Below are 26,006 nucleotides of genomic sequence, written 5' to 3'. Positions count from 1 at the left end.
CACGGCCCGGCGGGCGTGGCGGTACAAAACGGGCGTTTCGCATGAGGTTAGCGACATTGAGCGAAGGGTGCGTTCGGCACAGCGTGCTGAACGTAGGCTCAATACGTGAGTTAATCAGCATAAGATACTGATATTTAAACCCGAGAAAGCACGAAGCCCAAAGGCGCCGGCTAGGGAAGGTATAGCACCCTGTCGTTGACCGTGCCAAGTTTTATGAACAAAATCAGCTGATTGAGTTTGCCCGTATTGGCGCCGCAGCCCGCGTCAGCGCTGGGATGAGGGTAAAGTGAAAAAAATCCACGGCAAAACGTTACGCCGTAACAGTTAGTCCAAATGGTGCGATTCGCCTCCGGCAAAGGCAGGATGTGAGGGCGGATAGACTTGGCGCTGGCGCTTGCTGATATACTCAGGGAAAATAAAAACGCCTGGAAACCTGCATAACGCCATGACAAATAACGTTTCACCCGCACCCATTGCCCACCGCCCGCTGATCCTGATCGCCTGCATGCTGGCGATGTTCATGTCGGCGATCGAAGCCACCATCGTCGCCACCGCCATGCCGACCATCATCGGCGATCTCGGCGGCTTCTCGCTGCTGGGCTGGGTGTTCGCGGTCTATTTGCTGGCGCAGGCGATCACCATTCCCATCTACGGCCGGCTGGCGGATCTCTACGGCCGCAAGCGGGTGTTTTTCTTCGGCGCGACGCTGTTCCTGCTGGGATCGGTGCTGTGCGGCTTCGCCCCCGACATGTATTGGCTGATCGGCTTCCGCTTATTGCAGGGATTGGGCGCCGGCGCCATCATGCCGATCGCGTCCACCATCATCGGCGACATCTACAGCGCCACCGAGCGGCCGAAGGTGATGGGTTACCTGTCGAGCGTGTGGGGCGTATCGGCGATCATCGGCCCGCTGCTGGGCGCGTTTATCGTGCAACACCTGCCGTGGGCGCTGGTGTTCTGGGTCAACCTGCCGATCGGCCTGTTGGCGATGCTCTTCCTCTGGCGCTATCTGCCGGCGCATCAGCAACTGCGGCGGCACGCGCTGGATCTGGCGGGCACCGCCTGGTTGACGCTGTTCGTTTCGGCGCTGCTGCTGGCGCTGTTGCAGATGGAAAGTCTCGGATGGTGGGTGGCGCCGTTGCTGGCGCTGGCGGCGGCGTCGCTGGCGCTGCTGATCCGCCAGGAGCGGCGCGCGGTTGAGCCGCTGTTCCCGCTGGCGCTGTGGCAAAGCCGGGTGATCGTCGCCGGTAACATCGGCGGGCTGGTGATCGGCGCGGCGATGATGGGCATCAGCGCCTTTCTGCCCACCTTCATTCAGGGCGTGATGGGGGGCTCACCGCTGGAGGCGGGCACCACGCTGGCGCTGATGTCGATTGGTTGGCCGCTGGCCAGCACGCTGAGCGGCCGTTTGATGCTGATGACTTCGTATCGCGCCACGGCGCTGTTGGGCGCGCTGCTGCTGGTGGCGGGCGGCCTGATCCTGCTGATGTTGCAGCCGGACGGCGGTCTGCTGTGGGGCCGGGTGGCGGCGTTTATGGTCGGCGCCGGCATGGGATTGTGCAACACGACGTTTTTAGTGTCGGTGCAGAACGCGGCGCATTACAGCATTCGCGGCATCGCCACCGCCTGTACGGTGTTTACCCGCATGGTGGGCTCGGCCATCGGCACCGCGATTTTGGGCGCCACGCTGAACCTCAACCTGCAGTGGCGTTTGCCGGAGATTGACGATCCGGTGCAGCGGCTGATGGAGCCGGCGGTGCGGCACAGCATGGGGAGCGAAGCGCTGGCGCAGCTTATCCAGCAGGTGGCGGCTTCGCTGCATTGGGTGTTCCTGGTATCGGCGTTGGTGTCGTTGCTGGCGCTGGCGGCGGCGATGCTGATCCCGGCGCGTTGTCGGCCGCAAGGCGAAGAGGAAGAGGCGGAGCAGGCGTAAAGGAAAAGGAAAGGGCGCGGCTGTTGCGCGCCCAGGGTAGCCGATGCGGCTTACTGCGCGTTGGAGGTGTCCTGGCTGGTGCCGGTCTGCGCCGCGTCACCGCGATCGTCGCCGTTGTTCAGGCGGGTATAAACGATCTTCTGGGTGTCGTTTTCGCAGTGGCCGACCACCTGGCCGCCCGCTTGATCGGCCTGATCGTTAGGCACGATCTCCAGTTTGAAGCCGGACTCCGGAACGCCGTTATTGACGATTTTTTGCGAAATGTCCGCTTTCACGCTTTCACAGGAGGCCAGAGCCGCCAATGGGGCGCCGGCCAGCAAGACAGCGGTTAATATCAGCGTTTTCTTCATCACGTCATCCTTTTAGACAATGAACTTCCTGTAACAGGATAGCAGCAACGGCGGCCGGGTTTCACGCTTGCCCGCCCGCCGCAGGCGGATTAAGGATTAATCCGACGCCCGGTCTGGCGATCCAGACATTTACGGGTGTCCGGTTCCCAGTACGCGTTGACGTTGTTGCTGTCGTTGCAGCGGTCTTCGTCATCCGCCGCGCGATCGGCCTTGTCGAACTCTTTCTCGACGCGAGTGTTGACCTTGTGGCGCAGGGATTTGGTATCATTCCACTGCTCTTTGCTTTGGCGCGCTTCTTCGGTGCTCATCGCGCCGCTGCCTTTGCCATCGACGGTGACGCAGGTACTGCCCTGCGTGCAGGTGGCGGCCAGCGCCGGCGCCTGCCAGGCGCCCATAACGGCCAGCATGGCGACCGGCAGCATCCCGCGCAGCAGTCGTTGGGTCGAAAATGTTTTCATCGTTTCATCCTTATGAGTGAGTGCGCCTGATGATGGCGACACTGGCGTTACCTCGCCCGCAGGCGTGGTGATAAATATACCACTGCGCTCCTGGAATTCACCAGCCAAGCGCCGATTCGTTTACTTTACCGAGAGAAAACTGCGACCGATGTTAAAAACCACGCTGTTGTTTTTCGCCACCGCCCTGGCTGAAATTATCGGCTGTTTCCTGCCTTACCTGTGGCTGAAGAAGCAGGGCAGCGCCTGGCTGCTGCTGCCGGCGGCATTAAGCCTGATGCTGTTTGTCTGGCTGTTGACGCTGCATCCGGCGGCCAGCGGGCGGGTCTATGCGGCCTACGGCGGTGTGTATGTGGCGACGGCGCTGCTGTGGCTGCGGGTGGTGGACGGGGTGAAGCTGTCTGCGCTGGATTGGGTCGGCGCCGGCGTGGCGCTGGCGGGCATGCTGATTATCGTTTCCGGCTGGCGCGCGGCCTGAGGAAACGCGGCGGGAGTTGCCTCCCGCCGTCGCGGCTCAGGCGCCGCGGTGGATGTTCAGCCCGGCGAAGGACTGGCTGACCGGCATCATTTCCAGCGTGTTGATGTTGACGCGCGCCGGCAACGTGGCGACCCAGAATACCGACTCGGCGATGTCTTCCGGCGTCAGCGCATCGGCGCCTTCGTAGGTTTTGTTGACCTTGCCGTCATCGCCCTTGAAGCGCACGTTGGAGAACTCGGTGCCGCCCACCAGGCCCGGTTCGATATCGGTCACGCGGATGCGCGTGCCGTGCAGATCGGCGCGCAGGCCCAGGCTGAACTGTTTGACGAATGCCTTGGTGGCGCCGTACACGTTGCCGCCGGCGTAAGGCCAGTTGGCGGCGGTGGAGCCGATGTTGATCACGTGGCCGACGTTGCGCTCGACCATGGCCGGCAACAGCGCGCGCGTCATGTTCACCAGCCCCTTGGCGTTGGTGTCGATCATGGTTTCCCAGTCATCGGCGTTGGCCTTGTGCGCCGGCTCCAGCCCCAGCGCCAGCCCGGCGTTGTTCACCAGCACGTCGATCTGGCGCAGCTCGGCCGGCAGTGCTTCGATCGCCTGTTGAATGGCGGCGCGGTTGCGCACGTCGAGCCGCACGATGTGCAGCGCTTGGCCGAGTTCTTCCTGCAGCTCTTCAAGACGCTCAAGGCGGCGCCCGGCGGCGATCACCTGATGGCCTTCACGGATAAAACGGCGCGCGATCGCCTCGCCGAAACCGGAGGTGGCGCCGGTAACAAAAATAATCATGTTGCTGTTCCTCAACTGTTTTTACCCTACATGCCTCTATCATTAGCACAAACCCGCAGGCAGTGGCAGGGGTTATCACGGCGGAAAGCAAAAAAGATGACACCGGGCCGGCGGCCCGATGCTGACTAGCGCTGAGGCGGCAGGTGATACACCACGGCGTCATACTTGATGCGCTCGCAACGGCCGGCCAGCACGCCGCCCAGCGACTCGACGAGGCGGCGACTGGCGGTATTCTGCTCGGCCACCGGGTAGAGAAAGTGCGGCGGCTGAAAGCGCTCGCTGGCCCAGCGCGCGATGCCCTGCACGATTTCGCGGCCGTAGCCCTGGCCATGCAGGCTCTCTTTAACCCAGATGCCCAGCTCCGGGGTGTGGCTGCGCAGATTATGCGCGCCGCCGACGCCGACGAACTGCCGGTCTTCGCGCCGACGGGCGACGAAGATCACTTCTTCGCCTTCGCGCATCAGCGGCAGCCAGCTTTGCCAGACGTTGGCGAAGTCTTCCAGCGACGCTTCCGGTTCAAAGGTCATAAAGCGCGTCAGAGTGGGGGTGATCGCCTGGTAAACATCGTCGGCGTCTGCTGCGGTAAAGGGGGCAATCAACAAACGGTCGGTGTCAACGCGGCACTGCGAAAGGTCATTATGATTCATCTTATTCCCTCGCTTTTCAGGCCAGAATGGCAAAAAAATCCGCGCCCATAAGTTGGGGCGGATCGTCGATATTACGCGCATTGGCGTCAGAAGCGACTTATTTTTCGCCGCTGCGGCGGCGCGGAGGAACGGCTTTATGTGACGGCGTCACGTTGATGAGAAAGACGGCGAGCACGGTTAACCGCGCCCGCCGCTGCGGATTAGAACTTCACCGAACCTTGCAGATAAATCGTGCGCGGCTGGCCGATGTACAGACCCTTGTTGTTGTCGTCATAGGCGCGGGTGAAATACTCGTGGTTGAACAGGTTTTTCACGCCGACGCCCAGATTCAGGCCGGCCATTTCCGGGCCGAAATCATAGGCGGCGCGCACGCCCCACAGCATGTAGCCGGGAATGCGGCCGGTGCTGCCGTCGGCGCTTTCCGCCACGGTGTTGGCGTTGTCGGCGAACTGGCTGGACTGGAACTCGCCGTTAAGGTTAAACGCCCAGTTGCCCGGCGTGTAGTCCAGCCCCAGCGTGCCTTTATGCTTCGGCGAGAAAGGCACCTGGTTGCCCTTGTAGCCGCCGTCTTCACGAATGGTGGCGTTGACGTAGGCGTAGCTGGCGTAGGCGGTCAGGTCGTCCAGTTTCGGCGTCAGCTGCGACAGATCGTAACGCAGGCTGCCTTCCAGCCCGGCGTGGCGGGTTTTGCCGCGCGCGGTCACGCTGTCGGTCACCTGGTTGGAGTCGTACTGGTTGTTGAAGTTGATCAGGAACAGCCCGATTTCGCCGGTCAGCGCATCGCCGGCGTAGCGGGTGCCCAGCTCCCAGGTGCGCGCCTTCTCCGGTTCGATCTTGCCGCTGTCCACCGCTTTGCCCATCTGGCTGTATTGCACGGTGCCGAAGGAGCCTTCGGTGTTGGCGTACAGGTTCCAGTATTCGTTCAGGTGATACATCACGTTCAACGCTGGCAGCGGCGCGTTATAGCTGACGTCGAGGCGGTTGTTCTTGATGTAGTTGTTCTGATACGACTTGATGTATTCGTAGCGCATGCCCGGCGTGATGGTCCAGTCGCCGATGTCGATGCGATCGTCGATATAAAACGCGTGCGCCTCGGTGCCGGACTGGGTGTCGCGATCGTACGGGCTGGCGGTGGACGGCAGCCTGCCGGTGCTGGCTTTGCTGGTGTAGCGCAGTTCGTGGGTGGATTCGCTGACGTAGCGGTAGCCGACGCCGACCTCATGCGCCGAGTCGCCCCAGCGGAAGCTTTGGCTGTAGCGCGGTTCCACGCCGCGCACCCAGTATTCGCGCGGCGACAGCGTCAGGTTTTTACCCTGATCCAGATAGCCGCTGCGCAGGGTGTAGGTGTAGAAACTCTGCACGTCGAACTTGTGCTGCCGATCCGGCTGATACTGGTAGCCGAAGTTCGCCAACTGGCGGCGGCCCCAGAACTTGTCGTACGGGCGCGTCGACTGGAACGGGTTGGCGTTGTAGTCGGCCCGGCTCAGGCCGCCCGGCATGTTCGCTTCGCCTTCGTAGTATTGCAGCAGGCTGTTGAAGGTGTGCACCTCGTTCGGTGCGTATCGGCTTTTCAGCATCACGTCGTCGATCTTGGTCGCGCTGTGCTCGCGCCAGTCGCTGCCGCGGGTGCCGGAGTAAAGCAGCGCCGCGCCGAAGCCGTTGTCGGCGGTGCCGCCGATCATCAGGTTACCGGTGCCTTTCGGGTGATCCTGGCGCGAGGTCGGGCTGAGCTGCCCCTGCATGCCGGCCGTCATGCCGAAGGTTTTCGGGATGGCGCGGGTGACGAAGTTGACCACGCCGCCGACGCTCTGCGGCCCGTAGCGCACCGCGCCGCCGCCGCGCACCACGTCAATCGCGTCCATATTGCCGAGCGAGACCGGCGCCAGCGACAGCTGCGGCTGGCCGTAAGGGGCGAAGGGCACCGGAATGCCGTCCATCAGCACGGTGGAGCGGCTGGCGAGGCGCGGGTTGAGGCCGCGAATGCCGAAGTTCAGCGCCATATCGTGGCTGCCGGTGCCGTTGTTCTCCGGGGCCACCACGCCCGGCACGCGGTTCAACGCTTCGCGCACGGTGGTGGTGCCGGTTTTGGCGAACTCTTCGCGGCGCACCACGTCGCGCGCGCCGGGGTGTTCGAACACGTCGATCTGGCGGCCTTCCGCCAGCCAGTCACCGACTACCGTGATGTCTTCTTCTTTCTGCGGCTGCGGCAGTTTGGCCAGCGTGTAGCCGTTGTTGCCGAGCGCTCGGGCCTGCAGGCCGCTGCCCGCCAGCAGGGCATTCAGGCCGTCATCGACGCCGTAGCTGCCGTTCAGGCCAGGCGAACTTTTACCGGCGGTTAACGCGCCGTCTACCGAAAGCGCGATGCCGGCGCGAGCGGCGAAAGCGTTCAGCGCGCCGTCCAGCTCACCGGCCGGAATGTGATAGGTGGCCGCGGCGCTGGCGGCGCTCGCCATCAGCGGTGCGGCGAAGGCCAGGCCAATGGCCACGGCCAGCGGTTTGGCCCGTTTTCCCCAAAGCGAAGCCGGAGCGACCTTTCCCCAAGCGTTGTTCATACCTTCTCCTGAATCATTTTTATTTATTGCTGCAGTGTTTTCCTGGGAGTCGGATGAGCAAGGCAAAAGGGATAATCAAAAATGCGATTTTTTATCATTTTCATTTAAAAAGTTCAGGCGGGGACGATCTGCAGCCAATAGCGGGTAAAGCTCTGCAGACGTATCGGCAGGGTCTGGCTGAGCAGGGCGAGGGCGCGATCGGTATCGTTGAGCGGGAAACTGCCGCTGACGCGCAGGCCGGCGACGGCCGGATCGCAGCTCAGATGGCCGCGCCGGTAGCGCGCCAGTTCGGCGATCACCCGGTCCAGCCGCCACTGGCTGACGCTCAGCACGCCGCGTAGCCAGCCGTCCTCTTGCGCGGCGGGGTGTTTGTCGCCGAAGGCCGTGGCGCTGAAGCTGATCTGTTCGCCGGCATTCACCCGGCGCGTTTGCCGCGCGTCCTGCGCCAGTTGCGCTTCAACCGCATGCTCCAGCACCGTCAGACGCGTCTCGCCGCCGCTCTCGCGCACTAAAAAACGGGTGCCGAGCGCGCGCATCGCCCCCTGCGGGCTTTGCACCCACAGCGGCCGGGGGTCGCGTCCGGTAATCAGGCTGATTTCCCCAGCGTGCAAGCGGATCAGGCGTTGACGATCGTCGTAATGCACGTCCACCGCGCTGGCGGTGTTCAGCACCAGCTGGGTGCCGTCGCTTAACACAATGGGTTTGATCTCTCCGGTGGCGGTGCGGTAGTCGGCGCGTAGCTCCCGGCCGAACGGCGACTGGTAAAGGAAGCCGCCGCCGCCCACGCCGAGCAACAGCAGCAGGCTTTTCAGCAGGGTGCGGCGATCGATCGCCGTCTGGCGGCCGGCGCGGTCGAGCGCACGGTAGCTGAACTTGCCCGGCACGCCCTGCAGCTGGCTCTGCAGCGCTTCGACGCGCTGCCAGGCCCAGCGGTGATCGTCATGCTGCTGATGCCAGGCTTGCCACTGTTGGCGCTGGCGCTCGGTAACGTGCTCGTCGCACAGCAGCGCATACCAGTGTGCGGCCATTTTCAGCGCCTGGCGCTGCTCGGGGGTGATGGCGTTGCTCATGAGAAAACGTCGTTTTCCAGGCTGAACAGCAGGCAATGTTCGGTGGCTTTGGCCATGTATTTTTTAACTGAGCTGACCGAGACACCGAGGCGCGCGGCGATGTCCGTATAGCCCAGGCCTTCGAGCTGCGACAACAGAAAGGCCTGTTTTACCTTCGGCCCGAGGCCGTCGAGCATGGCGTCGATCTGCTGCAGGCTGTCCAGCAGGCTCTGGCGCTGCTCCGGCGACGGGGCATGGCCTTCCGGGATCAGCGCCAGCATCTCCAGATAGGCGCGCTCCAGCGTTCTGCGGCGGAACAGATCGACCATCACCCGTTTGGCGACGGTGACCAAAAAGTCTTTCGGTTCGCGCAGGGTTGCCGCGGCGTCGCTTTTCAGCAGGCGCATAAAGGTGTCCTGCGCCACATCGTCCGCATCGAACGCGCAGCCCAGCCGCCGACGCAACCATCCCTGCAACCAGGCGTGGTGGGTGGCGTAAAGGCGCGACAGCGCGGCGTGCGGGGCAGAGGCGGTGGCGGACATGGTTTTCGCATTGCTGGTCAAAAAGATGCGCGGATGATAATTGAGAATAGTTATCGTTTCAAGTTTGGCCGTTGCCTCCAGGCTGGGGTTCCGCCCCCGGACGCGGCGTTGAAATAAAGCGGACGGTCGTAAAGAGCGTCGTTTGCCCATTAAAGGTGCAGCGGCGCGGTGTTATTTCGGCAAGCAAACGGTTGCTATTTATCCGCCGTCGAAGACTGAGCGTGGATCTTATTCTCTTTCGCCGGTCTATGCGTTTAGGTTAATTACTAATTAATTGTTTTTATTTAAAAATGTATTTTATCGCCGCCTGTTGGCATACGGCTTGCTATGCTTAAGCCGGTCTTTGCGTTTGGGCAAAAAAGCCTTGTTTCATCGGCGCAGGTTATTTCGCGGGTGAGCTTGGTCGGTCGTCACAAGGAAGAAAATAATGGCACTGCAATTCACCACGGCTATTCGTGGCAATTTTTTTGATATCGCAGCCTGTGTGGAGGCGCCGCAACAGCTCGAGGAACGCCTGCGGCATATTCCCGACGGTTTACTGCTGCTGAACGACGGCGTCATCGTCTGGTTCGGCAGCTGGCGGCAGGGCGAGGCGCTGCTGCCGCCGGGCTTCACGGTCACGGAGTATCGCGACAAGCTGATCGTGCCGGGTTTTATCGATACCCATATCCACTATCCGCAAACCGAAATGATTGGCGCCTATGGCGATCAACTGCTGGACTGGTTAAACAATTACACCTTCCCGACCGAAAGCCGTTATGACTGTGAGCAGCACGCCGATGCGATGTCGGCCTTCTTTTTGCAGCAGTTGCTGAGTAACGGCACCACCACCGCGCTGGTGTTCGGCACCGTGCATCCACAGTCGGTCGATGCGCTGTTCAGCCAGGCGGCAGCGCTGAACATGCGCCTGATCGCCGGCAAGGTGATGATGGATCGCCATGCGCCGGAGGCGCTGCTGGAAACGCCGGCGCAGAGTTATCACCAGACGCGTGAGCTGATTGAACGCTGGCACGGCAAAGGCCGCCTCGGTTACGCCATTACGCCGCGCTTTGCGCCCACCAGTACGCCGGCGCTGCTGGCGCAGGTGCAGCGGCTGCGCGAAGAGTATCCCGACGTTTGGCTGCAGACGCACCTGAGCGAGAACCCGCAGGAAGTGGCCTGGGTAAAAGCGCTGTTTCCGCAGCACCGCAGCTATCTGGATGTTTACCACCGTTATGGCATGACCGGCGATAAAAGCGTGTTCGCTCACTGCCTGCACCTGGAGGAGCAGGAGTGGGACTGCCTGTGCGATACCCGCTCGGCGATCGCCTTTTGCCCCACCTCCAACCTGTTTCTCGGCAGCGGGCTGTTTGACCTGCAGCAGGCCTGGCGCAAGCGGGTGAAGCTCGGCATCGGCACCGACGTGGGGGCCGGCACCACCTTCAATATGCTGCGCACGTTAGGCGAGGCGTACAAGGTCGGCCAGCTGCAGCATTACCGGCTCTCCGCCGTAGAAGCGTTCTATCATGCCACCCTGGGCGGCGCCCGCGCGCTGGCGCTGGACGACAAAATCGGCAACTTCAACGTCGGCAAAGAGGCGGATTTCGTGGTGCTCGATCCGGCGGTGACGCCGCTGCAGCAGCTGCGTCACGCCAACAGCGCCACGCTGATGGCGCAAGGGTTTGTGCTGATGACGCTGGGGGACGATCGCAACATTTATCGCACCTATGTGGACGGTAAGGTGGTTTATCAGGCGGCGCGCTGACGCAGCCGCGCCTGCAGCCAAACGCTGAGCGGCGCGACGGCGACGGCGCTCAGTGCGCACAGCCACAGCAGGCGTTGCAAACTGAGCGGGGTGAGGCCGCCGCTCAGCAGCGCGGAAGAGAGCAAGAAGGCCACCGTGGCGCTCAGGTGTATCAGGGCGGTTTGCAGCGTGCCGAAGGCGGCGCGTTGCCGATTGTCCGGCCAGCGCATGCTCAGGGAAGAAATCGCCACCAGCCGCGCGTAGGCCGCTGCAAGAAACGCAATCATGAACAGTTCGCCGCGATCGCCACCCCACGCCGCCAACCACAGGCTGCCCAACAGCAACAGCGTGGCGCTCACCGTCAGCGTCACGGCGCCAAAGCGTTGCAGCCAGCGGCCCGCCAGCACGGTCGCCAGATAGCCGGCTACGCCGCCGATGAGAAACAGCCAGGCCAAATGCGCGTCGGCCACCTGTAGCCGCTGGGTGAGCAGCGGCGCCAGTACCGGGATCAGCAGCATCGGGCTGAACTGCGTCAGACCGGCGGCGGAGGCGAACAGCAACAAACGGCGATCGAGCGTGACGGGGGCGGCGGCCTGCGGCTGCGGCGCATCCCTGGGAACGAACAGCGCCACCAACACCGCCGCCAGCAGACACAGCCCGCCGATCGCCACCAGCGCAACGCGCCAATTCGCTACCTCGCACAGGTACAACATGCCCGGCATGCCGACGATGCTCACCAGTGAAAAAGATGCGATCACCGTTGCCAACATTCGGCCGTGCAGCGCGGCCGGCGCGGCGTTGAGCAGCAAGCCGATCCCCACGCCCATCGTGGTGCCTCCCAGCAGACCGGCCAGCAGCCGCAGCGCCAACAGCCAATAAAACTGCTGAGTTACGGCGATCAGTAAGGTCGTCACCCCCAGCAGCGCGACGTTGAGCAGCAGAAAACGCCGCTTCTCAACGCCGCCGATCCAATAGAACGCGCCGATACCGGAAATCACCGCCGCCAGCGTATAGGCCGCGCTGACATAACCGGCGTAGCTGACGGGCACGGAAAAGTCGGCGGCCATATAGAGAAATATCGGGTTGAACACCATGTATTCCAGGGCATTGGTGAATTGAATAAAGGCGATGACCAGCGCTATCGCCGTCAGCTTTCTCGTGGGTGTCATAAGCATCCATCGGTTGCAGAATCAGGCCGGCAGTGTAGCGCTTGGCGTTGAGCGGGATTAGGTGGTAGAAATGGCATGGTTTGTTATCAAATGTGGGATAATCATGCGCGCCAAATTGGATTTAAACCTGTTACGCATTTTCGTGGCGGTGGTGGAGCAAGGCAGCTTCGTCGGGGCCGCCCGGGCGCTGGCGATGCCGACCTCCAACGTCAGCCGCGCTATCTCGCAGCTGGAGCGCCAGCTCGACCAGCGCTTAATCGAGCGCAGCACCCGCTCAATGCGGCTGACGCCGAACGGCCAGCTGTTGCATGAGCGGGTTCAGCCGTTGCTGGCGTCGCTCGATCATACCGCGCAAACGCTCAGCGAACGGCAGCAACAGCTGCGTGGGCCGCTGCGCCTGTGCGTGCCGAATGAAGTGGGGCCATATCTGTTGGGCGAGCCGCTGGCGGCGTTCGCCGTGCAGCATCCGCAGATCGAAATCAGCTGCGTCACCAATCTGGCGGGAATGGCGTCCCTGCTTGACGATGTCGATCTGGCGGTGATGATCAGCCGGGGCATGCTGGACGACAGCGACTATGTCGCGCAGCCGCTGGCGTCTTTCCCCTGCATCGTGGTGGCCGCGCCGGCGCTGCTGGCGCAGTGGCCGCCGACGGCGGAGATTGAGCAATTCACGCAATTGCCCTGTATCAGTACGGTGGATGCGCTGAAGGGCATGCCGTGGCAGTTCGTGCGCCCGGACGGCAAGTTCGTTACCGTCCCGGTCAATGCGCGCTATCGCGTCAATAGCGGGGAGATGGCGCTGAAGGCGGCCCTGGCCGGCGTGGGGTTCGCCATGCTCTCCGAGCTCGGTTGCCGGCCGTTTCTGGCCGACGGACGTTTGGTTGAGATACCGCTGGCCTTGCCGCCGGCGCCGCTGCAGCTGTATGCCGTGTATCCCGGCCGCCGCTATCTGCCGGCCAAAACACGCGCGCTGCTGACCTTTCTGATACAGCAGGTTGGCGAGGCGACTAACTTCTAATCACTTGTTTTTGCTCAAACTGCCAACTGCGCCTAAGCTAGGTGATGACTCAGAGGGAGCCATTCCCCGAGACCTTATTCCGTGAACATGGAGGAGTTTCGATTTGATGCGTTTATCCACATTGGTGCTGGCGATCGGCATGGCGCTGGGCTCGCAGGCACAGGCAGCAGAAACCCAACCTCACGCCGACCATAGCGCGCTGCCCAGCGGCCAGGCGAAGGAGGCTACCGTGACCGGTGAAGCCAATCAGCACGACAAGCAAAAGACCCAAAACCCGTTCTTCTATCAAAGCCGTCTGCCGTTCCAGGCGCCGCCGTTCAACCTGATCAAGGAGAGCGACTACGCGCCGGCGATCGCAGCGGGCATCAAGCAAAAGCGGGAAGAGGTGGAGAAGATCGCCAACAACCCGGCCAAGCCCAACTTTAAAAATACCTTCGTGGCGCTGGAGCAGGCCGGTTCGCTGCTGACGCGGGTGATGAACGTGTTCGGCGCCATGACCTCGGCCAACACCAGCGACGCGCTGCAGAAGCTGGATGAAGAGACCTCGCCGAAGCTGGCGGCGCTGAACGACGACATCATGCTCAACGGCAAATTGTTCGCGCGCATCAAGGCCATTTATCAGGATCGCGATGCGCTGAAGCTGGATCCGGAATCGCGCCGGCTGGTGGAAGTGACCTACAAGAACTTCGAGCTGGCGGGCGCCAACCTGTCGGACGCCGACAAGGCCAAGCTGAAAGCGCTGAACCAGGAAGCGGCGACGCTGAGCACCCAGTTCACCAACAAACTGCTGGCGGCGAGCAAAAACGGCGCGCTGGCGATAACCGACCAGGCGAAGCTGGACGGTCTGTCCGAAGGCGAACTGGCCGCGGCAGCGCAGGCGGCCGCCGAACGCAAGCTGGAGAAAAAGTGGCTGCTGGTGCTGCAGAACACCACGCAACAGCCGTTGCTGCAGAGCCTGAAAGATCGCGACACCCGCAAAGCGCTGTTCGACGCCTCCTGGACGCGTGCGGAGAAGGGCGACGGCAACGATACCCGTCAGACCATTTCGCGTCTGGCCAAGGTGCGCGCCGAGCAGGCCAAACTGCTGGGCTACCCGAACTACGCCGCCTGGAAGCTGCAGAACCAGATGGCCAAGACGCCGGATGCCGCGCTGAGCTTTATGCGCAACATCGTGCCGGCGGCCACCGCGCGCGCCGAGCGTGAAGCCAAAGACATACAGGCGGTGATCGATCAGCAGAAAGGCGACTTCAAGGTGCAGGCCTGGGACTGGCAGTTCTACGCCGAACAGGTGCGCAAGGCCAAGTACGATCTGGACGAATCGCAGATCAAACCTTACTTCGAGCTGAACAACGTGCTGAACAACGGCGTGTTCTACGCCGCCAACCTGCTGTACGGCATCAGCTTCAAAGAGCGCAAGGACATCCCGGTCTATCAGCCGGACGTCAAGGTGTATGAAGTGTTCGACAAGGACGGCAAATCGCTGGCGCTGTTCTACACCGACTACTTCAAGTGCGACAACAAGGGCGGCGGCGCCTGGATGAGCAACTTCGTCGATCAGTCGAAGCTCAATGGCACCAAGCCGGTGATCTACAACGTCGCCAACTTCACCAAACCGGCGCCGGGGCAGCCGGCGTTGCTGTCGTATGACGACGTGATCACGATGTTCCACGAGTTCGGCCACGCGCTGCACGGCATGTTCGCCGATCAGGAATACCCGAGCCTGTCGGGCACCAACACCGCGCGCGACTTCGTCGAGTTCCCGTCGCAGTTCAACGAGCACTGGGTCAGCGATCCGAAAGTGTTCAGCCACTTCGCTAAGCACTACCAGACCGGCGAGGCGATGCCGCAGGAACTGGTCGACAAGATCAAGAAGGCCGACAAGTTCAACAAGGGCTACAGCATGACCGAGTTGCTGTCCGCCGCGCTGCTGGACATGCACTGGCATATGCTGACCGCCGATCAGCCGCAGCAGGACGTGGACAAGTTCGAGGCCGAGTCGCTGCAAAAAGACAAGGTGGATCTCAGCTATGTGCCGCCGCGCTACCGCTCCAGCTACTTCCAGCACATCTGGGGTAACGGCTACGCCGCGGGCTACTACGCCTATCTGTGGACGGAAATGCTGGCGGACGACGCCTTCCAGTGGTTCACCGAACACGGGGGCCTGACCGCCGAAAACGGCCAGCGCTTCCGCGACATGATCCTGTCGCGCGGCAACAGCCAGGATCTGGAGAAGCTGTACATCGATTGGCGCGGCAAAGAGCCGAGCATCGAGCCGATGCTGATCAACCGTGGGCTGAAGGACGAGTAAGTTCGGCCATTCCCGGTAAGCAAACAAAAGGGCGCGTTATGCGCCCTTCGTCTTTCTGGCTTGGCCGACAGTCAGCGGTTCACCACCTTGGCCGGCAGGGCCACCACCAGCAGCGAGCTGAGCAGCAGGCAGCCGGCGAAGGCCCAGAGCGCGCCGCCGCTCTTGCCGGTCAGATCCAGCGCCAGCCCCATCAGCGAATTGCTCACCAGCCCGGCGATGTTGGCCAGCGAACAGGCCAGCGCGAAGCCGGTCGCCGCCGCCGTGCCGCGCAGGAAGGTGGCCGGCAGGCTGAAGAACACCGGCACCGCGCCGATGATCGCCGCCTGGGCGATGGAGAACAGCAGCACCGTGGCCAGCGCATTGTGGGTGAAGAAGGTGCTGCCGGCCATCGCCAACGCGCCGACGATAAACGGCACGATGATGTGCCAGCGCCGTTCGCGCAGCCGGTCCGAACTGCTGCCGATCAGCAGCATGCCGAGCAGGGCGGCTACGCTGGGGATCGCCGTCAGGTAGCCGATGGTGGTGATGTCGGTGACGCCGGCGGTTTTGATGAAGGTCGGCATCCAAAAGCCCATGGCGTAGGCGCTGAGCAGAATGGCGAAGTCGATGCCGCCGAGCATCCACACCTTCAGGTTGAAGAAGCCGTCGCGGAAGCTGTGCTTGCCGTGATCGGCCTCGGCGTCGTCGCGCGCCAGATCGTCGGCAATGCGCTGTTTTTCCTCGGGCGTCAGCCACTTGGCCTGCTGATAAGTGTTAGGCAACAGCCAGAAGGTCAGCACGCCCAACAGCACGCTGGGAATGCCCTCCAGCAGAAACAGCCACTGCCAGCCGTGCAGCCCGTGGCGCATGTCGAAATGACCCATGATCCAGCCGGAGAGCGGCCCGCCGATCACGCTGGAGAGCGGCAGGCCGATCATGAACAGCGCGATGATGCGGCCGCGGCGATAGGTCGGGAACCACAGCGTCAGATAAAAGAGCACGCCGGGCAGGAAACCGGCCTCCGCCACGCCGAGCAGGAAGCGAATGACGTAGAACTGCGTCGGCGTGGTGACGAACATGGTGGCGGTGGACAGCAGCCCCCAGGTGATCATGATGCGGGCGATCCACATCTTGGCGCCGACGCGCTGCAGGATCAGGTTGCTCGGCACCTCGAACAGAATATAGCCGACGAAGAACAGCCCGGCGCCCAGGCCGAAGGCCGCTTCGCTCAGCTGCAGCGCGTCGGCCATCTGCAGCTTGGCCAGCCCGACGTTGATGCGATCGAGGTAGGCCGCCAGATAACACAGGCAAAGAAACGGGATCAGTTTCCAGGTGATTTTGCGGTACAGCAGCAGCGATTCTGCGTCCGCTTTCCCCGCCAGCGGGGTGTCGACAATGGCCATGATGTTGTCTCCAGGTGGTGCGTGTTGGCCTCCGCAGGAGGCGCCTGTTGTGTTTGCGTTGCATGGACGCCGCCCTGTTTCGGGCGGTCGCCTGAGGCGCTGTCTGCGCCTTCGTTATTGTCGTTGCAGGTGAATCGTTGATTCATAACCGGTTCAGATAGTCGAGCGCCTCCCGTTTGTGCACTACGTCGCCGTATTTGCTGTCGATGTCGAACAGGTTGGCTTCGTGCGGGCCGGGGTGACGATCGCCGACGCACTCGCGCACCACCATGGCGCGAAAGCCGTGCTGCACCGCGTCCACTGCGCTGGCGCGGATGCAGCCACTGGTGGAGCAGCCGATCATCAGCAGCGTGTCGATCCCTTGCGCCACCAGCAGCGGCGCCAGCGCGGTACCGAAGAAGGCGCTGGCGTATTGCTTGCTCAGCACCACCTCATCGCCCAGCGGCGCCACCGGCGGGCAGAACGCCGCCAGCGGGTTGCCTTCCACCATGTCCTTCATCACCGGCGCTTTCTTGACCCACAGGCCGCCATCGGCAAAATGGCCTGCATGATAGCGGATATGGGTGTGGATCACCGGAATTCCCGTTCGGCGCGCACAGGCCAGCAGCTCGCGGCTTTCCTCGACTGCGCTTACTACGCCCGGCGCGAACAGCGGCGCGCCTTCGGTGGTGTAGGCCTGCATAAAGTCGATCGCCAGCAGCGCCGGGCGCCGGCCGAAGCCGATGCGCTGGCCCCAGACGCCGCGATAGTTGTCGCTGAGGGTGTCGTTCATTCTGCCTCCTCAATAGGCGCCGGAGAGCAGGGCGCCGGCGCCGGGGACGATCGGCTCCAGCTCCAGCGCGGTCAGCATCGCGTAAGTGGTGGCGATGGCGGCGGTGATCACCGGTTTGCCGGTTTGGGCCTCCACCGTCGGGACGGCCGGCAGCGAAGGCATCTGCACGCAGGCGGACAGCACGATAGCATCGACCTCGCGTAAGTCCATCTCGGCGACGATCCCCGGCAGCCTGGCCGGATCGTGCCTGCCGACTTCGAGGTTGTCCGGGATCTCCAGCGCGCGCCATACCTTGACCTCGATGCCTTCGTGCTGGATGTAGTCCACCACCAGCTGGGTCAGCGGTTTCATGTAGGGCGCCACCAGCGCGATGCGTTTGGCGCCGATCACCTTCAGGCCGTTGACCAGCGCGCCGGCGCTGCTGATAACCGGCGCGGCGGCCTGATTGTCTTTCGTCACCTGCGCCAGCCGGGCCTGCGATTCGCGGTGGTAGCCCAGCCCCATCGCCATGATGGCCACCAGGCAGGCGTAGCCGAGCACGTCGACCCGCGCGTCGGACAGCTCCAGCGCGCAGCGATCGGACTCGGCGTCCATCGCCGCCAATTCTTCTTTATTGACGTGTTTCATGCGCATGCGGCTGGAGTGAAAGGTGAAACGCTCCGGGCGTATCAGCTGGCGCGCGCCCAGCATCGCTGGGATCTCGGTTTCCATCGTGGTGTTGGAGCTGGGCACGATCTGGCCGATGCGGTAGTGGTTGCTCATGTCGGTGTTCCTCAGTTAATCCAGAAAATCGCCCAGGGCGCGGAAGAAGCCGTCGAAATCGTCCCACGGGATCATGTGTCCGGCGTTCTCGACCTCGACGATGGCGATCTCCGGCTGCAGCGCGCGGATCTCCGCCCGATCTTCGGGCTGAATGACGCCGCCTTTGCCCGCGGCCATCAGCAGCGTCGGCATGGTCAGCTGCGGGTAGTCGCGGTGGCTGTCCACCTGATGAAAATCGTCGTAGGCGCGTTGGATCGCCGGCTCGTAGCAGGTATGCAGCCATTCGGCGCGCAGCTGGCGCTGTTCTTCGCTCCAGGTTGGGCAAAAGGCGCGCATCTGCTCGGCGCTCATGCCCGGCTGCGACTGCCGGATGGAGTCGGCGTACCACGGCCATTGGCCGGGATAGGCGCGGCGGCCGGGACCGGAAACCGGCGGATCGACCAGCACCAGCCGCCGCACGCCGGCGGGCCGCAAAGCGGCGGCGCGCAGGGCGAAGCGGGCGCCCATCGAATGGCCGAGCAGGGCGTAACTGTCTAGGTTCAGCGCGGCGGCGAAGGCGCTGACGTCCTGTGCGCAGGTCTCTGCGTCATAAGCCAGTTCCGGGCCGCTGGACGACAAACCGCGGCCGCGCACGTCGAGCACGTAGACGTCGTATTTTTCCCCCAGCCGCTCGGCGACGAAGCCCCAGGTGATCGCCGGGCTGGTGATGCCGGGCACCAGGATCAGCGCCGGGCCGTGGCCGCCGTAGCGCAGATAGTGTTGGCGAATGTCGTTGGCGTGAGCGTGGGCGCCGTAGAGGAAGGTGCTCATGCGGCGTTCTCCGATTTCAGCGCTTGCGCATACAGGTCATAGCCGTAAACCCAGGCCGGATCTTCCTGGGTGCGCAGGAAGGTGTTGGCGTTGGACACCGCCTGCACCCTGGAGGCGCGCTCCTTGCGGTTGGCCTCATACAGCTGGAAAGCGGTGCGGTAGTCGCCGAGGCCGGTTTCCTGCAGGCAGCGGGTCAGCATGGCGGCGTCTTCGATCGCCATCGCCGCGCCCTGCGCCATGTGCGGTTTCATCGGGTGGCAGGCATCGCCGAGCAGCACCAGACGGCCTTCGCTCCACAGCGGCAGCGGTTTGCGGTTCAGCAATGGCCATTTGGTGACCTGTTCGCTGGATTCGATCAGCGCCTGCACGATCGGATGGTAGCCGGCGAAGGTCTCGAACATCTCTTCGCGGCTGCTGTCGATGAAGCTGCCCTGGAAATCCCAGGCCGGGTGCGGCACGCCGCTGACGTAGTAATATTCGTCGCGCCGTTGGGTGGTGTAGTAGACCATCAGATGGCGATCCGCCGACCACCACTTCACGCAGTCTTCGAACGTCAGGTTGTATTTCGCCAGCTTCTCGCCGCGGATCAGCGCGCGGTGGGCCACCCAGCCGCTGTAGGTCGGCGCTTCGGCGCCCAGCAGATGCTCGCGGATGCGCGAGTTGATGCCGTCGGCGCCGATCACGATATCAGCGTGGGCCGAGGTGCCATCGACGAAGTTCAGCACCACCTCGTCACCGCGATCTTCAATCTTGCTCAGGCATTTGCCGAAGTGCAGGGTGCCGGGCTGCAGCGCGGAGAGCTGCAACGCCTGCAAATCGCCGCGGTGCACCGTCACATAGGCGGCGCCGTACTCCCGGCGGGCGAAGGCGCCCAGTTCGATGCGCGACAGGTAGTCGCCGCTTTCGGCGTCGCGGCTGAACCAGAAATCGGGATGAGACGCCATCTGCTCCAACCGTTGCTCAATACCGAGACGGCGGAAAATCTTCAGCACGTTCGGCCCCATGTGAATGCCGGCGCCGAGGCGCGAGAACGCCGGGCTCTGCTCATACAGATCGACGGTAAAGCCGGCTTTTTGCAGCAGCCCGGCGGCGGCGGCGCCTCCCAGCCCGGCGCCGACGACGGCGATGCGTGGTTGTTTGCTCATCATGTTTCCCCTGTCTGTTGGCTTTTTTCAGCGTAGGCCCAACGCGTGGTTGGACGATTGATTTATAGTGTATGCACTAGATAACGCAAAGTTGCAAAAGTGTTAAATCAGATCTCGCTCACGCTAATTGACAGCACATTACTGTTAAACTCATGTTAATCACAGGATTGATAAGGCATGAAATAGGACTTTCTTATGATGGCCATCTGTGGCTTGCTTTCTCTTCCTTTTTTGACTTAGATAAAATGAGTGTGTTCACTTTAAATTGTTTGAAAAGTAACCGTCGCCTTGCGGGCGTCGGATACCCTTGACGTGACAGGAGACAGGCCATGGCGGTCAATGAAACCCAGTTGGTACAGCTGTTCGAGCAGGTGCTTACGCTGTCGAAGGTCGATGCTTCGCAGAGCGTGGCGATTTTGAAAAGCCATTATTCCGATGCGCGCACGGTGCGCGCCGCGACCGACGCGGCGCTGCGGCTGGGCGCCAGGGTGTATGCCGTCGAACTGCCGGCGTTCAACCATCCGCGGGCGATGGGCAACGACATGACCGCCTATTGCGGCGATACCGCGCTGACCGGCAACCTGGCGGCGCAGCGTGCGCTGGAGGCCGCCGACCTGATCGTCGATACCATGATGCTGCTGCATTCGCCGGAGCAGGAACAGATCCTGAAAACCGGCACCCGCATCCTGCTGGCGGTGGAGCCGCCGGAGGTGCTGGCGCGCATGTTGCCCAACGCGGAGGACAAAGCGCGGGTGCTGGCCGCCGCCGCCGTGCTGGAGCAGGCGAAGCTGATGCAGGTGACCTCCGCCGCCGGCAGCGATTTCCGCGCGCCGCTCGGGCAATATCCGACGGTGACCGAGTACGGCTATGCCGATGAGCCGGGGCGCTGGGATCACTGGCCGAGCGGTTTCCTGTTCACCTGGCCGAATGAGGAGCAGGCGGAGGGCGTGTTGGTGCTGGAGGTTGGCGATATCTTGCTGCCGTTCAAAAGCTATGCGCGCGAACGCATCACGCTGGAGATCGAACAAGGGTTCGTCACCCGCATTCACGGCGGTTTTGAGGCGGAATACCTGCGCGAATACATGAAATACTTCGACGATCCGGAAGTGTACGGCATCTCGCACATCGGCTGGGGCCTGCAGCCGCGCGCCCAGTGGACGGCGATGGGCCTGCACGATAAGAACGACGGCATGTGCATGGACGCGCGCGCGTTCTACGGCAACTTCCTGTTCTCCACCGGGCCGAATACCGAAGTGGGCGGCACGCGCAAAACGCCTTGCCATATGGACATCGCGCTGCGCCGCTGCGACATTCGTCTCGATGGGCAAACGGTGGTGGCGGACGGGGAAGTGGTGGCGCCGGAGGCGTCGCGCGTGCGCCGGGCGTAATCGTTGCTGCCAACGGCGGGGGTTTGTACTATTCTCGTGGATTCCATAGATGGTGAGAGTAACGCAATGACGCCCCCCGAATACCCGTCAGCCGTGAGCGGCCAACCCGAAAATTATCATTTTACCGAGCAAGTCGGGCACCTGCTGCGCAAGGTTTATCAGCGCCACGTGGCGATTTTCCAGCAAAACGTCGGCGATTCGCAGCTGACGGCGGTGCAGTTCATCACCCTGTGCGCGGTGCGCGATATGGGGCCGAGCTCGCTGACCGAGCTGGTGCAGGTGACGGCGGTGGATCAAGCCACCATCCGTGGCATCGTCGAGCGGCTGAAGGCGCGCGATCTGATCACGGTGACGCCGGATCCGGTGGATCGGCGCAAGGTGGTGGTCGGCCTGACCGACGCCGGCGGCGCGCTGCTGGCGGAAACGGTGCCGCAGGCGGCGAAAATCACAGAATTGACGTTCGGCACGCTGAACCCGGCCGAACGGATAGCGCTGATATTCCTGCTGAATAAAATGCTGGAAGACCCTGCCACCGGCTGATTCGCCCGCGCAACGTCGGTTGCCTGGTGGTCGGTGGCGAGAGGCCAGCCCATAAGACCATCAAGTGCAGGCGGAGACGCAAACAATGGCGATATCTGAAGTGCAATCGCCCAGGGAAGGCGCGAAAACCACGCTGACGGAGCATCCGCTGATGCTGTCGGTGAACGGCGAACAGCTTCATGCGCAGGTGATGGCGGATACGCCGCTCTTGCTGGTACTGCGCAACGATCTGGCGCTCAACGGCCCAAAATACGGCTGCGGCCTGGGCGAATGCGGCGCGTGCACCGTGCTGATCGACGGCGTGGCGGCGCGCTCCTGCGTGATCCCGGCCCTCGGCGTGTCCGGCCGGGCGATCGTGACCCTGGAAGGTCTCGGCACTCGCCAGCGCCCGCATCCGGTGCAGCGCGCCTTTATCGAAGAGCAGGCGGCGCAATGCGGCTACTGTCTCAATGGCATGATCATGACCACCAAAGCCCTGTTGGATCGCAATCCCGCCCCGAGTGAGGCGGAGATCCGTCAGGCGCTGTCCGGCAATCTGTGCCGCTGCGGCACCCATCTTGAAATCCTGCGTGCGGTTCAGCGCGCCATCATTCTCTGCCGCGATGAGGACGCCCACGATCATGACTGATTCCCGTACCCCATCGCCGAGCCAGGCCGAATTGCTGCAGCGCGACGGCGTTCTGTTGATCGTCGACAGCGTGCAACCGCCGCCGGGGCTGGTGCCCAAGGGGCAAACGCCGGTGCTGAAGCCCAAGGAGCAAGGGCTGTTTATCGCCCTGTGCGGCAGCGGTGAAATCTATGCCTTTAACGGCCATGTCGATCTCGGCACCGGCGTGCGCACCGCGCTCGGCCAGATTGTCGCCGAAGAGCTGTACCTGCGCATGGATCAGGTGCAAATGGTGTTGGGCGATACCGAGCGCGCGCCGAATCAGGGCGCCACCATCGCCAGCGCCACGCTGCAGATCTCCGCCGTGCCGCTGCGCAACGCCGCCGCCGAAGCGCGCCGTTGGCTGCTGCGCCAGGCGGCGCAACGTTTCGATGCGCCGGTGGAACAACTGACGCTGGAGGAGGGCATGATCCGCAGCCCGCAGGGGCAGGCGCTCAGCTACGCCGAATTGGTGGCCGGCGGTCATGTCGAGCTGTCGATTTCCGGCGACGCGCCGCTGAAACCGCAGGCGGAATACCGTCTGGTGGGCACCAGCGCCGCGCGCGTCGATATTCCGGCCAAGGCGACCGGCGAAACCACTTACGTACACGATATGCGGTTGCCGAATATGCTGCACGGCCGGGTAGTGCGGCCACCCTATGCCGGTTACGACAGCGGCGAATTTGTCGGCACCAGCCTGCTGGCGGTGGATGAAACCTCGATCGCGCATATTCCCGGCATCGTCAAACTGGTGGTGATCGGCGATTTCATCGGCATTGTCGCCGAGCGCGAAGAGCAGGCGGTCAAGGCGGCGCAGGCGCTGCAAGTCAGTTGGAAAGACTGGCGGCGCAATTTGCCGCAGATGACCGACGTGGCGCAGGCGCTGCGCGACAACCCGCATTCGACCCGGGTGGTGCACGATACCGGCGACGTGGACGCGGCGCTGGCGGCGGCCGACAGGCGTTTCACCCGCAGCTACCTGTGGCCGTATCAGCTTCATGCCTCGATTGGCCCTTCCTGCGCGCTGGCGGACTACCGGCCGGAGCGTCTGCAGGTCTGGTCAGGCAGCCAGAACCCGCACCTGCTGCGCGCCGATCTGGCCTGGCTGCTGGAGTACCCGGAAACGCAGATCGAGATCGTTCGCATGGAAGCGGCCGGCTGCTATGGCCGCAATTGCGCCGATGACGTCTGCGCCGACGCGGCGCTGCTGTCGCGCGCGGTGGGCAGGCCGGTGCGGGTGCAGCTGACCCGCGAGCAAGAGCATGTGTGGGAACCGAAGGGCACGGCGCAACTGATGGAGGTGGACGGCGGGCTGGACGCCGCCGGGCACCCGGTCGCCTACGATTTTCGCACCTATTATCCTTCCAACGGCGCGCCGACGCTGGCGCTGCTGCTGACCGGCCGGGTCGAGCCGCTGCCGGTGGCCTATGAAATGGGCGATCGCACTTCGGTGCCGCCTTATGAGTATCCGGCGCTGCGCGTCAGCATCGAGGACATGGCGCCGATCGTGCGTGCCTCCTGGATGCGCGGCGTTTCCGCCTTGCCCAACACCTTCGCCCACGAGTCTTATATCGATGAGCTGGCCCACGCCGCCGGCGTCGATCCGCTGGAGTATCGGCTGCGCTACATCAATGATGAACGCGCCAGTGAACTGATGCGCAGCACCGCAGAACGCGCCGGCTGGACGCCGCATACCGAACCGATGCAGACCCCGGCGGAAGACGGCGTGCTGCGCGGGCGCGGCTTTGCCTATGCCCGTTACATCCACAGCAAGTTTCCCGGCTTTGGCGCGGCCTGGGCCGCCTGGGTGGCCGACGTGGCGATCGACAAAGCCAGCGGCGAAGTGGCGGTGACGCGCATCGTGGTCGGCCACGACGCGGGCATGATGGTTAACCCGGACGGCGTGCGCCACCAAATTCACGGCAATGTATTGCAATCGACCAGCCGGGTATTGAAAGAGCGCGTGACCTTTGAGGAATCGACGGTCTCCGCCAAAGAATGGGGGGCCTACCCGATCCTGACCTTCCCGGAGGTGCCGGAGGTGGACGTGGTGATGATGCCGCGCCCTTACGATCCGCCGCTGGGCGCCGGGGAGTCGGCGTCGGTGCCCAGCGCGGCGGCCATCGCCAACGCGGTGTTCGACGCCACCGGCATTCGTTTTCGCGAGCTGCCGATCACCTCGGACAAGCTGCGTGAGGCGCTGAACGGGCCGGATGCCGAACGGCAGGCCGCGCCGCCCAAGAAAAAGAAGCGTGGCAAATGGTGGTTCGGCGGCGCGGCGGGGCTGTTCGGCGCCGTGCTGGGCATCGCCGGCAGCGCCTTGCCGTGGCGGGCGGAGATCGCGCCGGTGGCGACGCCCGGCGCCGGCACCTGGTCGGCCGCCACGCTGGAGCGCGGCCGTCAGCTGGCCGCCGCCGGAGACTGCGCGGTTTGCCATACCGCATCGGAAGGGGCGACCAACGCCGGCGGGCTGGCGATGGCGACGCCGTTCGGCACGCTCTACAGCACCAATATTACCCCGGACGTGGCAACCGGCATCGGCAACTGGTCGTTTACCGCGTTCGATCGGGCGATGCGCCAGGGTATCGCCCGCGACGGCCGCCACCTCTATCCGGCATTTCCTTACACCGCCTTCAGCAAAATGACCGACGGCGACATGCAGGCGCTGTACGCTTATCTGATGTCGCAACCGGCGGTGCGCCAGAGCAACCCGGCCAATCAGATGCGTTTCCCGTTTAACCTGCGGCCGCTGATGGCCGGCTGGAACGCGCTGTTCCTGCGCCAGGGGGAATATCAACCCGATCCGCAACAAAGCGCGCAATGGAACCGCGGCGCTTATCTGGTCAACGGGCTTGGCCATTGCGCTGCCTGCCATTCGCCGCGCAACCTGCTGGGGGCGGAAAAGGGCGGTGCGGCTTTCCTGGCGGGGGGGATGGTGGACGGGTGGGAAGCGCCGGCGCTGAATCAATTGGCCAACGCGGACAAACCCTGGACCGAGGAACAGCTGTTTCAGTATTTCCGCAGCGGGCATTCCGCCGAGCACGGCGTGGCGGCCGGGCCGATGGGGCCGGTGGTGAGCGAGCTGGCGACGTTGCCGCAGAGCGATCTGCGGGCGATGGCCAATTATGTGATGTCGCTGAGCGCCAAGTCGACGCTGAACGTGGAACCGCAGGCGCAGTTGGCGGCTCGCGCATTGCCGGCGGTGGGGCAACTTGCCGGTGAGCGGTTGTTTCAGGGCGCTTGCCAGGCCTGCCATAGCGCCGCCGCCGGCGGGCCGCAGCTGTTCGGCGTCAGCCCGGATCTGGCCAATAACACCAACATCTTCAGCGATCGCCCCGATAACCTGATCAAGGTGATTCTGCAAGGGATCCCCAAACCGGCCACCGCCGAATTGGGCTTTATGCCGGGCTTTAAGGACAGTTTTTCCGATCGGCAGGTAGCGGCGCTGGTGAATTATTTACGCCAACGCTATGCCGGCGACAAACCGGCCTGGCGCGACGTGGAGGCGCAGGTTGCGCGGCTGCGCGCAGAGCCGGGCACGCACTGAGCCG

22 protein-coding genes are annotated in these 26,006 nt (G+C 63.3%); 9 read left to right on the top strand and 13 right to left on the bottom strand.

All coding sequences use genetic code 11. The features are described 5' to 3' along the window. The first annotated feature begins 445 nt into the window (after positions 1-445). Positions 446-1,933 carry an MDR family MFS transporter gene (locus L085_RS17095; RefSeq protein WP_015377784.1) on the top strand — a complete coding sequence of 496 codons (1,488 nt, stop codon included), beginning with the start codon at positions 446-448 and terminating at the stop codon, positions 1,931-1,933. Positions 1,934-1,983: 50 nt separating this feature from the next. Here L085_RS17095 and L085_RS17090 read toward each other — a convergent pair whose 3' ends face one another. Further along, positions 1,984-2,283 (bottom strand): DUF1161 domain-containing protein, encoded by a 300-nt coding sequence (locus L085_RS17090; RefSeq protein WP_044031309.1) that lies wholly within the window; start codon positions 2,281-2,283, stop codon positions 1,984-1,986. Between the two features lie 89 nt (positions 2,284-2,372). Beyond that, positions 2,373-2,741 carry a DUF1283 family protein gene (locus L085_RS17085; protein ID WP_004938560.1) on the bottom strand — a complete coding sequence of 123 codons (369 nt, stop codon included), beginning with the start codon at positions 2,739-2,741 and terminating at the stop codon, positions 2,373-2,375. Between the two features lie 148 nt (positions 2,742-2,889). Here L085_RS17085 and L085_RS17080 point away from each other — a divergent pair, with 148 nt between their 5' ends. Further along, entirely contained in the window at positions 2,890-3,216 is a 327-nt protein-coding gene (locus tag L085_RS17080; RefSeq protein ID WP_004938563.1) for a YnfA family protein, read from the top strand. A gap of 36 nt (positions 3,217-3,252) precedes the next feature. Here L085_RS17080 and ydfG read toward each other — a convergent pair whose 3' ends face one another. The 5 genes from ydfG to fecI form a co-directional block, all read right to left on the bottom strand. Next, a complete protein-coding gene (gene ydfG, locus L085_RS17075; protein WP_016927858.1) occupies positions 3,253-4,002 on the bottom strand; it encodes a bifunctional NADP-dependent 3-hydroxy acid dehydrogenase/3-hydroxypropionate dehydrogenase YdfG in 750 nt (249 codons plus the stop codon). 125 nt (positions 4,003-4,127) lie between these two features. Next, positions 4,128-4,649 (bottom strand): GNAT family N-acetyltransferase, encoded by a 522-nt coding sequence (locus L085_RS17070; protein ID WP_044031308.1) that lies wholly within the window; start codon positions 4,647-4,649, stop codon positions 4,128-4,130. Positions 4,650-4,849: 200 nt separating this feature from the next. Further along, a complete protein-coding gene (gene fecA / locus L085_RS17065; RefSeq protein ID WP_044031307.1) occupies positions 4,850-7,201 on the bottom strand; it encodes a TonB-dependent Fe(3+) dicitrate receptor FecA in 2,352 nt (783 codons plus the stop codon). Between the two features lie 113 nt (positions 7,202-7,314). After that, positions 7,315-8,271: a ferric citrate uptake sigma factor regulator FecR gene (fecR, locus tag L085_RS17060; protein WP_044031306.1), complete on the bottom strand. Its 957-nt coding sequence runs from the start codon at positions 8,269-8,271 to the stop codon at positions 7,315-7,317. Beyond that, positions 8,268-8,792 (bottom strand): ferric citrate uptake sigma factor FecI, encoded by a 525-nt coding sequence (fecI, locus tag L085_RS17055; RefSeq protein WP_044031305.1) that lies wholly within the window; start codon positions 8,790-8,792, stop codon positions 8,268-8,270. The genes fecR and fecI overlap by 4 nt, the downstream gene beginning before the upstream one ends. A 427-nt stretch (positions 8,793-9,219) precedes the next feature. Between fecI and guaD the strand changes: the two genes are divergently transcribed. Then, on the top strand, positions 9,220-10,536 hold the full coding sequence (gene guaD, locus L085_RS17050; RefSeq protein ID WP_044031304.1) for a guanine deaminase: 1,317 nt from the start codon (positions 9,220-9,222) through the stop codon (positions 10,534-10,536). Here guaD and L085_RS17045 read toward each other — a convergent pair. Next, positions 10,521-11,684 (bottom strand): MFS transporter, encoded by a 1,164-nt coding sequence (locus tag L085_RS17045; RefSeq protein ID WP_044031303.1) that lies wholly within the window; start codon positions 11,682-11,684, stop codon positions 10,521-10,523. The genes guaD and L085_RS17045 overlap by 16 nt on opposite strands. A 103-nt stretch (positions 11,685-11,787) precedes the next feature. Here L085_RS17045 and L085_RS17040 point away from each other — a divergent pair, with 103 nt between their 5' ends. Both L085_RS17040 and dcp read left to right on the top strand, forming a co-directional pair. Continuing rightward, entirely contained in the window at positions 11,788-12,702 is a 915-nt protein-coding gene (locus tag L085_RS17040) for a LysR family transcriptional regulator (RefSeq protein ID WP_044031302.1), read from the top strand. A gap of 106 nt (positions 12,703-12,808) precedes the next feature. Next, positions 12,809-15,010 carry a peptidyl-dipeptidase Dcp gene (dcp, locus tag L085_RS17035; RefSeq protein WP_044031301.1) on the top strand — a complete coding sequence of 734 codons (2,202 nt, stop codon included), beginning with the start codon at positions 12,809-12,811 and terminating at the stop codon, positions 15,008-15,010. Positions 15,011-15,081: 71 nt separating this feature from the next. On the opposite strand, the gene L085_RS17030 is transcribed toward dcp, so the two are convergent. From L085_RS17030 to L085_RS17010, 5 genes are all read right to left on the bottom strand, one after another. Next, positions 15,082-16,392: an MFS transporter gene (locus tag L085_RS17030; protein WP_004938595.1), complete on the bottom strand. Its 1,311-nt coding sequence runs from the start codon at positions 16,390-16,392 to the stop codon at positions 15,082-15,084. A gap of 142 nt (positions 16,393-16,534) precedes the next feature. Next, entirely contained in the window at positions 16,535-17,164 is a 630-nt protein-coding gene (locus tag L085_RS17025) for an N-carbamoylsarcosine amidohydrolase (protein ID WP_015377792.1), read from the bottom strand. Between the two features lie 9 nt (positions 17,165-17,173). Next, a complete protein-coding gene (locus L085_RS17020) occupies positions 17,174-17,875 on the bottom strand; it encodes an Asp/Glu racemase (RefSeq protein ID WP_169541415.1) in 702 nt (233 codons plus the stop codon). Positions 17,876-17,941: 66 nt separating this feature from the next. Continuing rightward, the gene (locus L085_RS17015; protein ID WP_044031300.1) at positions 17,942-18,736 is read right to left on the bottom strand and encodes an alpha/beta hydrolase; all 795 of its coding nucleotides are present in this window, start codon (positions 18,734-18,736) and stop codon (positions 17,942-17,944) included. Next, positions 18,733-19,884 (bottom strand): FAD-dependent monooxygenase, encoded by a 1,152-nt coding sequence (locus L085_RS17010; protein WP_033645813.1) that lies wholly within the window; start codon positions 19,882-19,884, stop codon positions 18,733-18,735. Before L085_RS17010 ends, L085_RS17015 begins: the two co-directional genes overlap by 4 nt. A 326-nt stretch (positions 19,885-20,210) precedes the next feature. Between L085_RS17010 and L085_RS17005 the strand changes: the two genes are divergently transcribed. The 4 genes from L085_RS17005 (at position 20,211) to L085_RS16990 (ending at position 26,002) form a co-directional block, all read left to right on the top strand. Next, positions 20,211-21,269: a 2,5-dihydroxypyridine 5,6-dioxygenase gene (locus L085_RS17005; protein WP_015377796.1), complete on the top strand. Its 1,059-nt coding sequence runs from the start codon at positions 20,211-20,213 to the stop codon at positions 21,267-21,269. 66 nt (positions 21,270-21,335) lie between these two features. Further along, the gene (locus tag L085_RS17000; RefSeq protein WP_004938613.1) at positions 21,336-21,809 is read left to right on the top strand and encodes a MarR family winged helix-turn-helix transcriptional regulator; all 474 of its coding nucleotides are present in this window, start codon (positions 21,336-21,338) and stop codon (positions 21,807-21,809) included. An 85-nt stretch (positions 21,810-21,894) separates the two neighbouring features. Continuing rightward, positions 21,895-22,437 carry a (2Fe-2S)-binding protein gene (locus L085_RS16995; RefSeq protein WP_004938615.1) on the top strand — a complete coding sequence of 181 codons (543 nt, stop codon included), beginning with the start codon at positions 21,895-21,897 and terminating at the stop codon, positions 22,435-22,437. Continuing rightward, positions 22,430-26,002, top strand: coding sequence for a molybdopterin cofactor-binding domain-containing protein (locus L085_RS16990; RefSeq protein WP_044031299.1), 3,573 nt, complete (start codon positions 22,430-22,432; stop codon positions 26,000-26,002). Before L085_RS16995 ends, L085_RS16990 begins: the two co-directional genes overlap by 8 nt. The last annotated feature ends 4 nt before the right edge of the window (positions 26,003-26,006 follow it).

Source organism: Serratia sp. FS14 (assembly GCF_000695995.1).
GTDB classification, from domain to species: Bacteria; Pseudomonadota; Gammaproteobacteria; order Enterobacterales; family Enterobacteriaceae; genus Serratia; species Serratia nematodiphila.
Note: the sequence above shows the minus strand (reverse complement) of the source record. Positions and strands in the feature narration are given on the sequence as shown.

Excerpts from the sequence above, each read along its gene's own strand:
- L085_RS17095 (WP_015377784.1), top strand. The coding sequence starts at position 446 with ATGACAAATAACGTTTCACCCGCACCCATTGCCCACCGCCCGCTGATC.
- L085_RS17090 (WP_044031309.1), bottom strand. The coding sequence starts at position 2,283 with ATGAAGAAAACGCTGATATTAACCGCTGTCTTGCTGGCCGGCGCCCCA.
- L085_RS17085 (WP_004938560.1), bottom strand. The coding sequence starts at position 2,741 with ATGAAAACATTTTCGACCCAACGACTGCTGCGCGGGATGCTGCCGGTC.
- L085_RS17080 (WP_004938563.1), top strand. The coding sequence starts at position 2,890 with ATGTTAAAAACCACGCTGTTGTTTTTCGCCACCGCCCTGGCTGAAATT.
- ydfG (WP_016927858.1), bottom strand. The coding sequence starts at position 4,002 with ATGATTATTTTTGTTACCGGCGCCACCTCCGGTTTCGGCGAGGCGATC.
- L085_RS17070 (WP_044031308.1), bottom strand. The coding sequence starts at position 4,649 with ATGAATCATAATGACCTTTCGCAGTGCCGCGTTGACACCGACCGTTTG.
- fecA (WP_044031307.1), bottom strand. The coding sequence starts at position 7,201 with ATGAACAACGCTTGGGGAAAGGTCGCTCCGGCTTCGCTTTGGGGAAAA.
- fecR (WP_044031306.1), bottom strand. The coding sequence starts at position 8,271 with ATGAGCAACGCCATCACCCCCGAGCAGCGCCAGGCGCTGAAAATGGCC.
- fecI (WP_044031305.1), bottom strand. The coding sequence starts at position 8,792 with ATGTCCGCCACCGCCTCTGCCCCGCACGCCGCGCTGTCGCGCCTTTAC.
- guaD (WP_044031304.1), top strand. The coding sequence starts at position 9,220 with ATGGCACTGCAATTCACCACGGCTATTCGTGGCAATTTTTTTGATATC.
- L085_RS17045 (WP_044031303.1), bottom strand. The coding sequence starts at position 11,684 with ATGACACCCACGAGAAAGCTGACGGCGATAGCGCTGGTCATCGCCTTT.
- L085_RS17040 (WP_044031302.1), top strand. The coding sequence starts at position 11,788 with ATGCGCGCCAAATTGGATTTAAACCTGTTACGCATTTTCGTGGCGGTG.
- dcp (WP_044031301.1), top strand. The coding sequence starts at position 12,809 with ATGCGTTTATCCACATTGGTGCTGGCGATCGGCATGGCGCTGGGCTCG.
- L085_RS17030 (WP_004938595.1), bottom strand. The coding sequence starts at position 16,392 with ATGGCCATTGTCGACACCCCGCTGGCGGGGAAAGCGGACGCAGAATCG.
- L085_RS17025 (WP_015377792.1), bottom strand. The coding sequence starts at position 17,164 with ATGAACGACACCCTCAGCGACAACTATCGCGGCGTCTGGGGCCAGCGC.
- L085_RS17020 (WP_169541415.1), bottom strand. The coding sequence starts at position 17,875 with ATGGAAACCGAGATCCCAGCGATGCTGGGCGCGCGCCAGCTGATACGC.
- L085_RS17015 (WP_044031300.1), bottom strand. The coding sequence starts at position 18,736 with ATGAGCACCTTCCTCTACGGCGCCCACGCTCACGCCAACGACATTCGC.
- L085_RS17010 (WP_033645813.1), bottom strand. The coding sequence starts at position 19,884 with ATGATGAGCAAACAACCACGCATCGCCGTCGTCGGCGCCGGGCTGGGA.
- L085_RS17005 (WP_015377796.1), top strand. The coding sequence starts at position 20,211 with ATGGCGGTCAATGAAACCCAGTTGGTACAGCTGTTCGAGCAGGTGCTT.
- L085_RS17000 (WP_004938613.1), top strand. The coding sequence starts at position 21,336 with ATGACGCCCCCCGAATACCCGTCAGCCGTGAGCGGCCAACCCGAAAAT.
- L085_RS16995 (WP_004938615.1), top strand. The coding sequence starts at position 21,895 with ATGGCGATATCTGAAGTGCAATCGCCCAGGGAAGGCGCGAAAACCACG.
- L085_RS16990 (WP_044031299.1), top strand. The coding sequence starts at position 22,430 with ATGACTGATTCCCGTACCCCATCGCCGAGCCAGGCCGAATTGCTGCAG.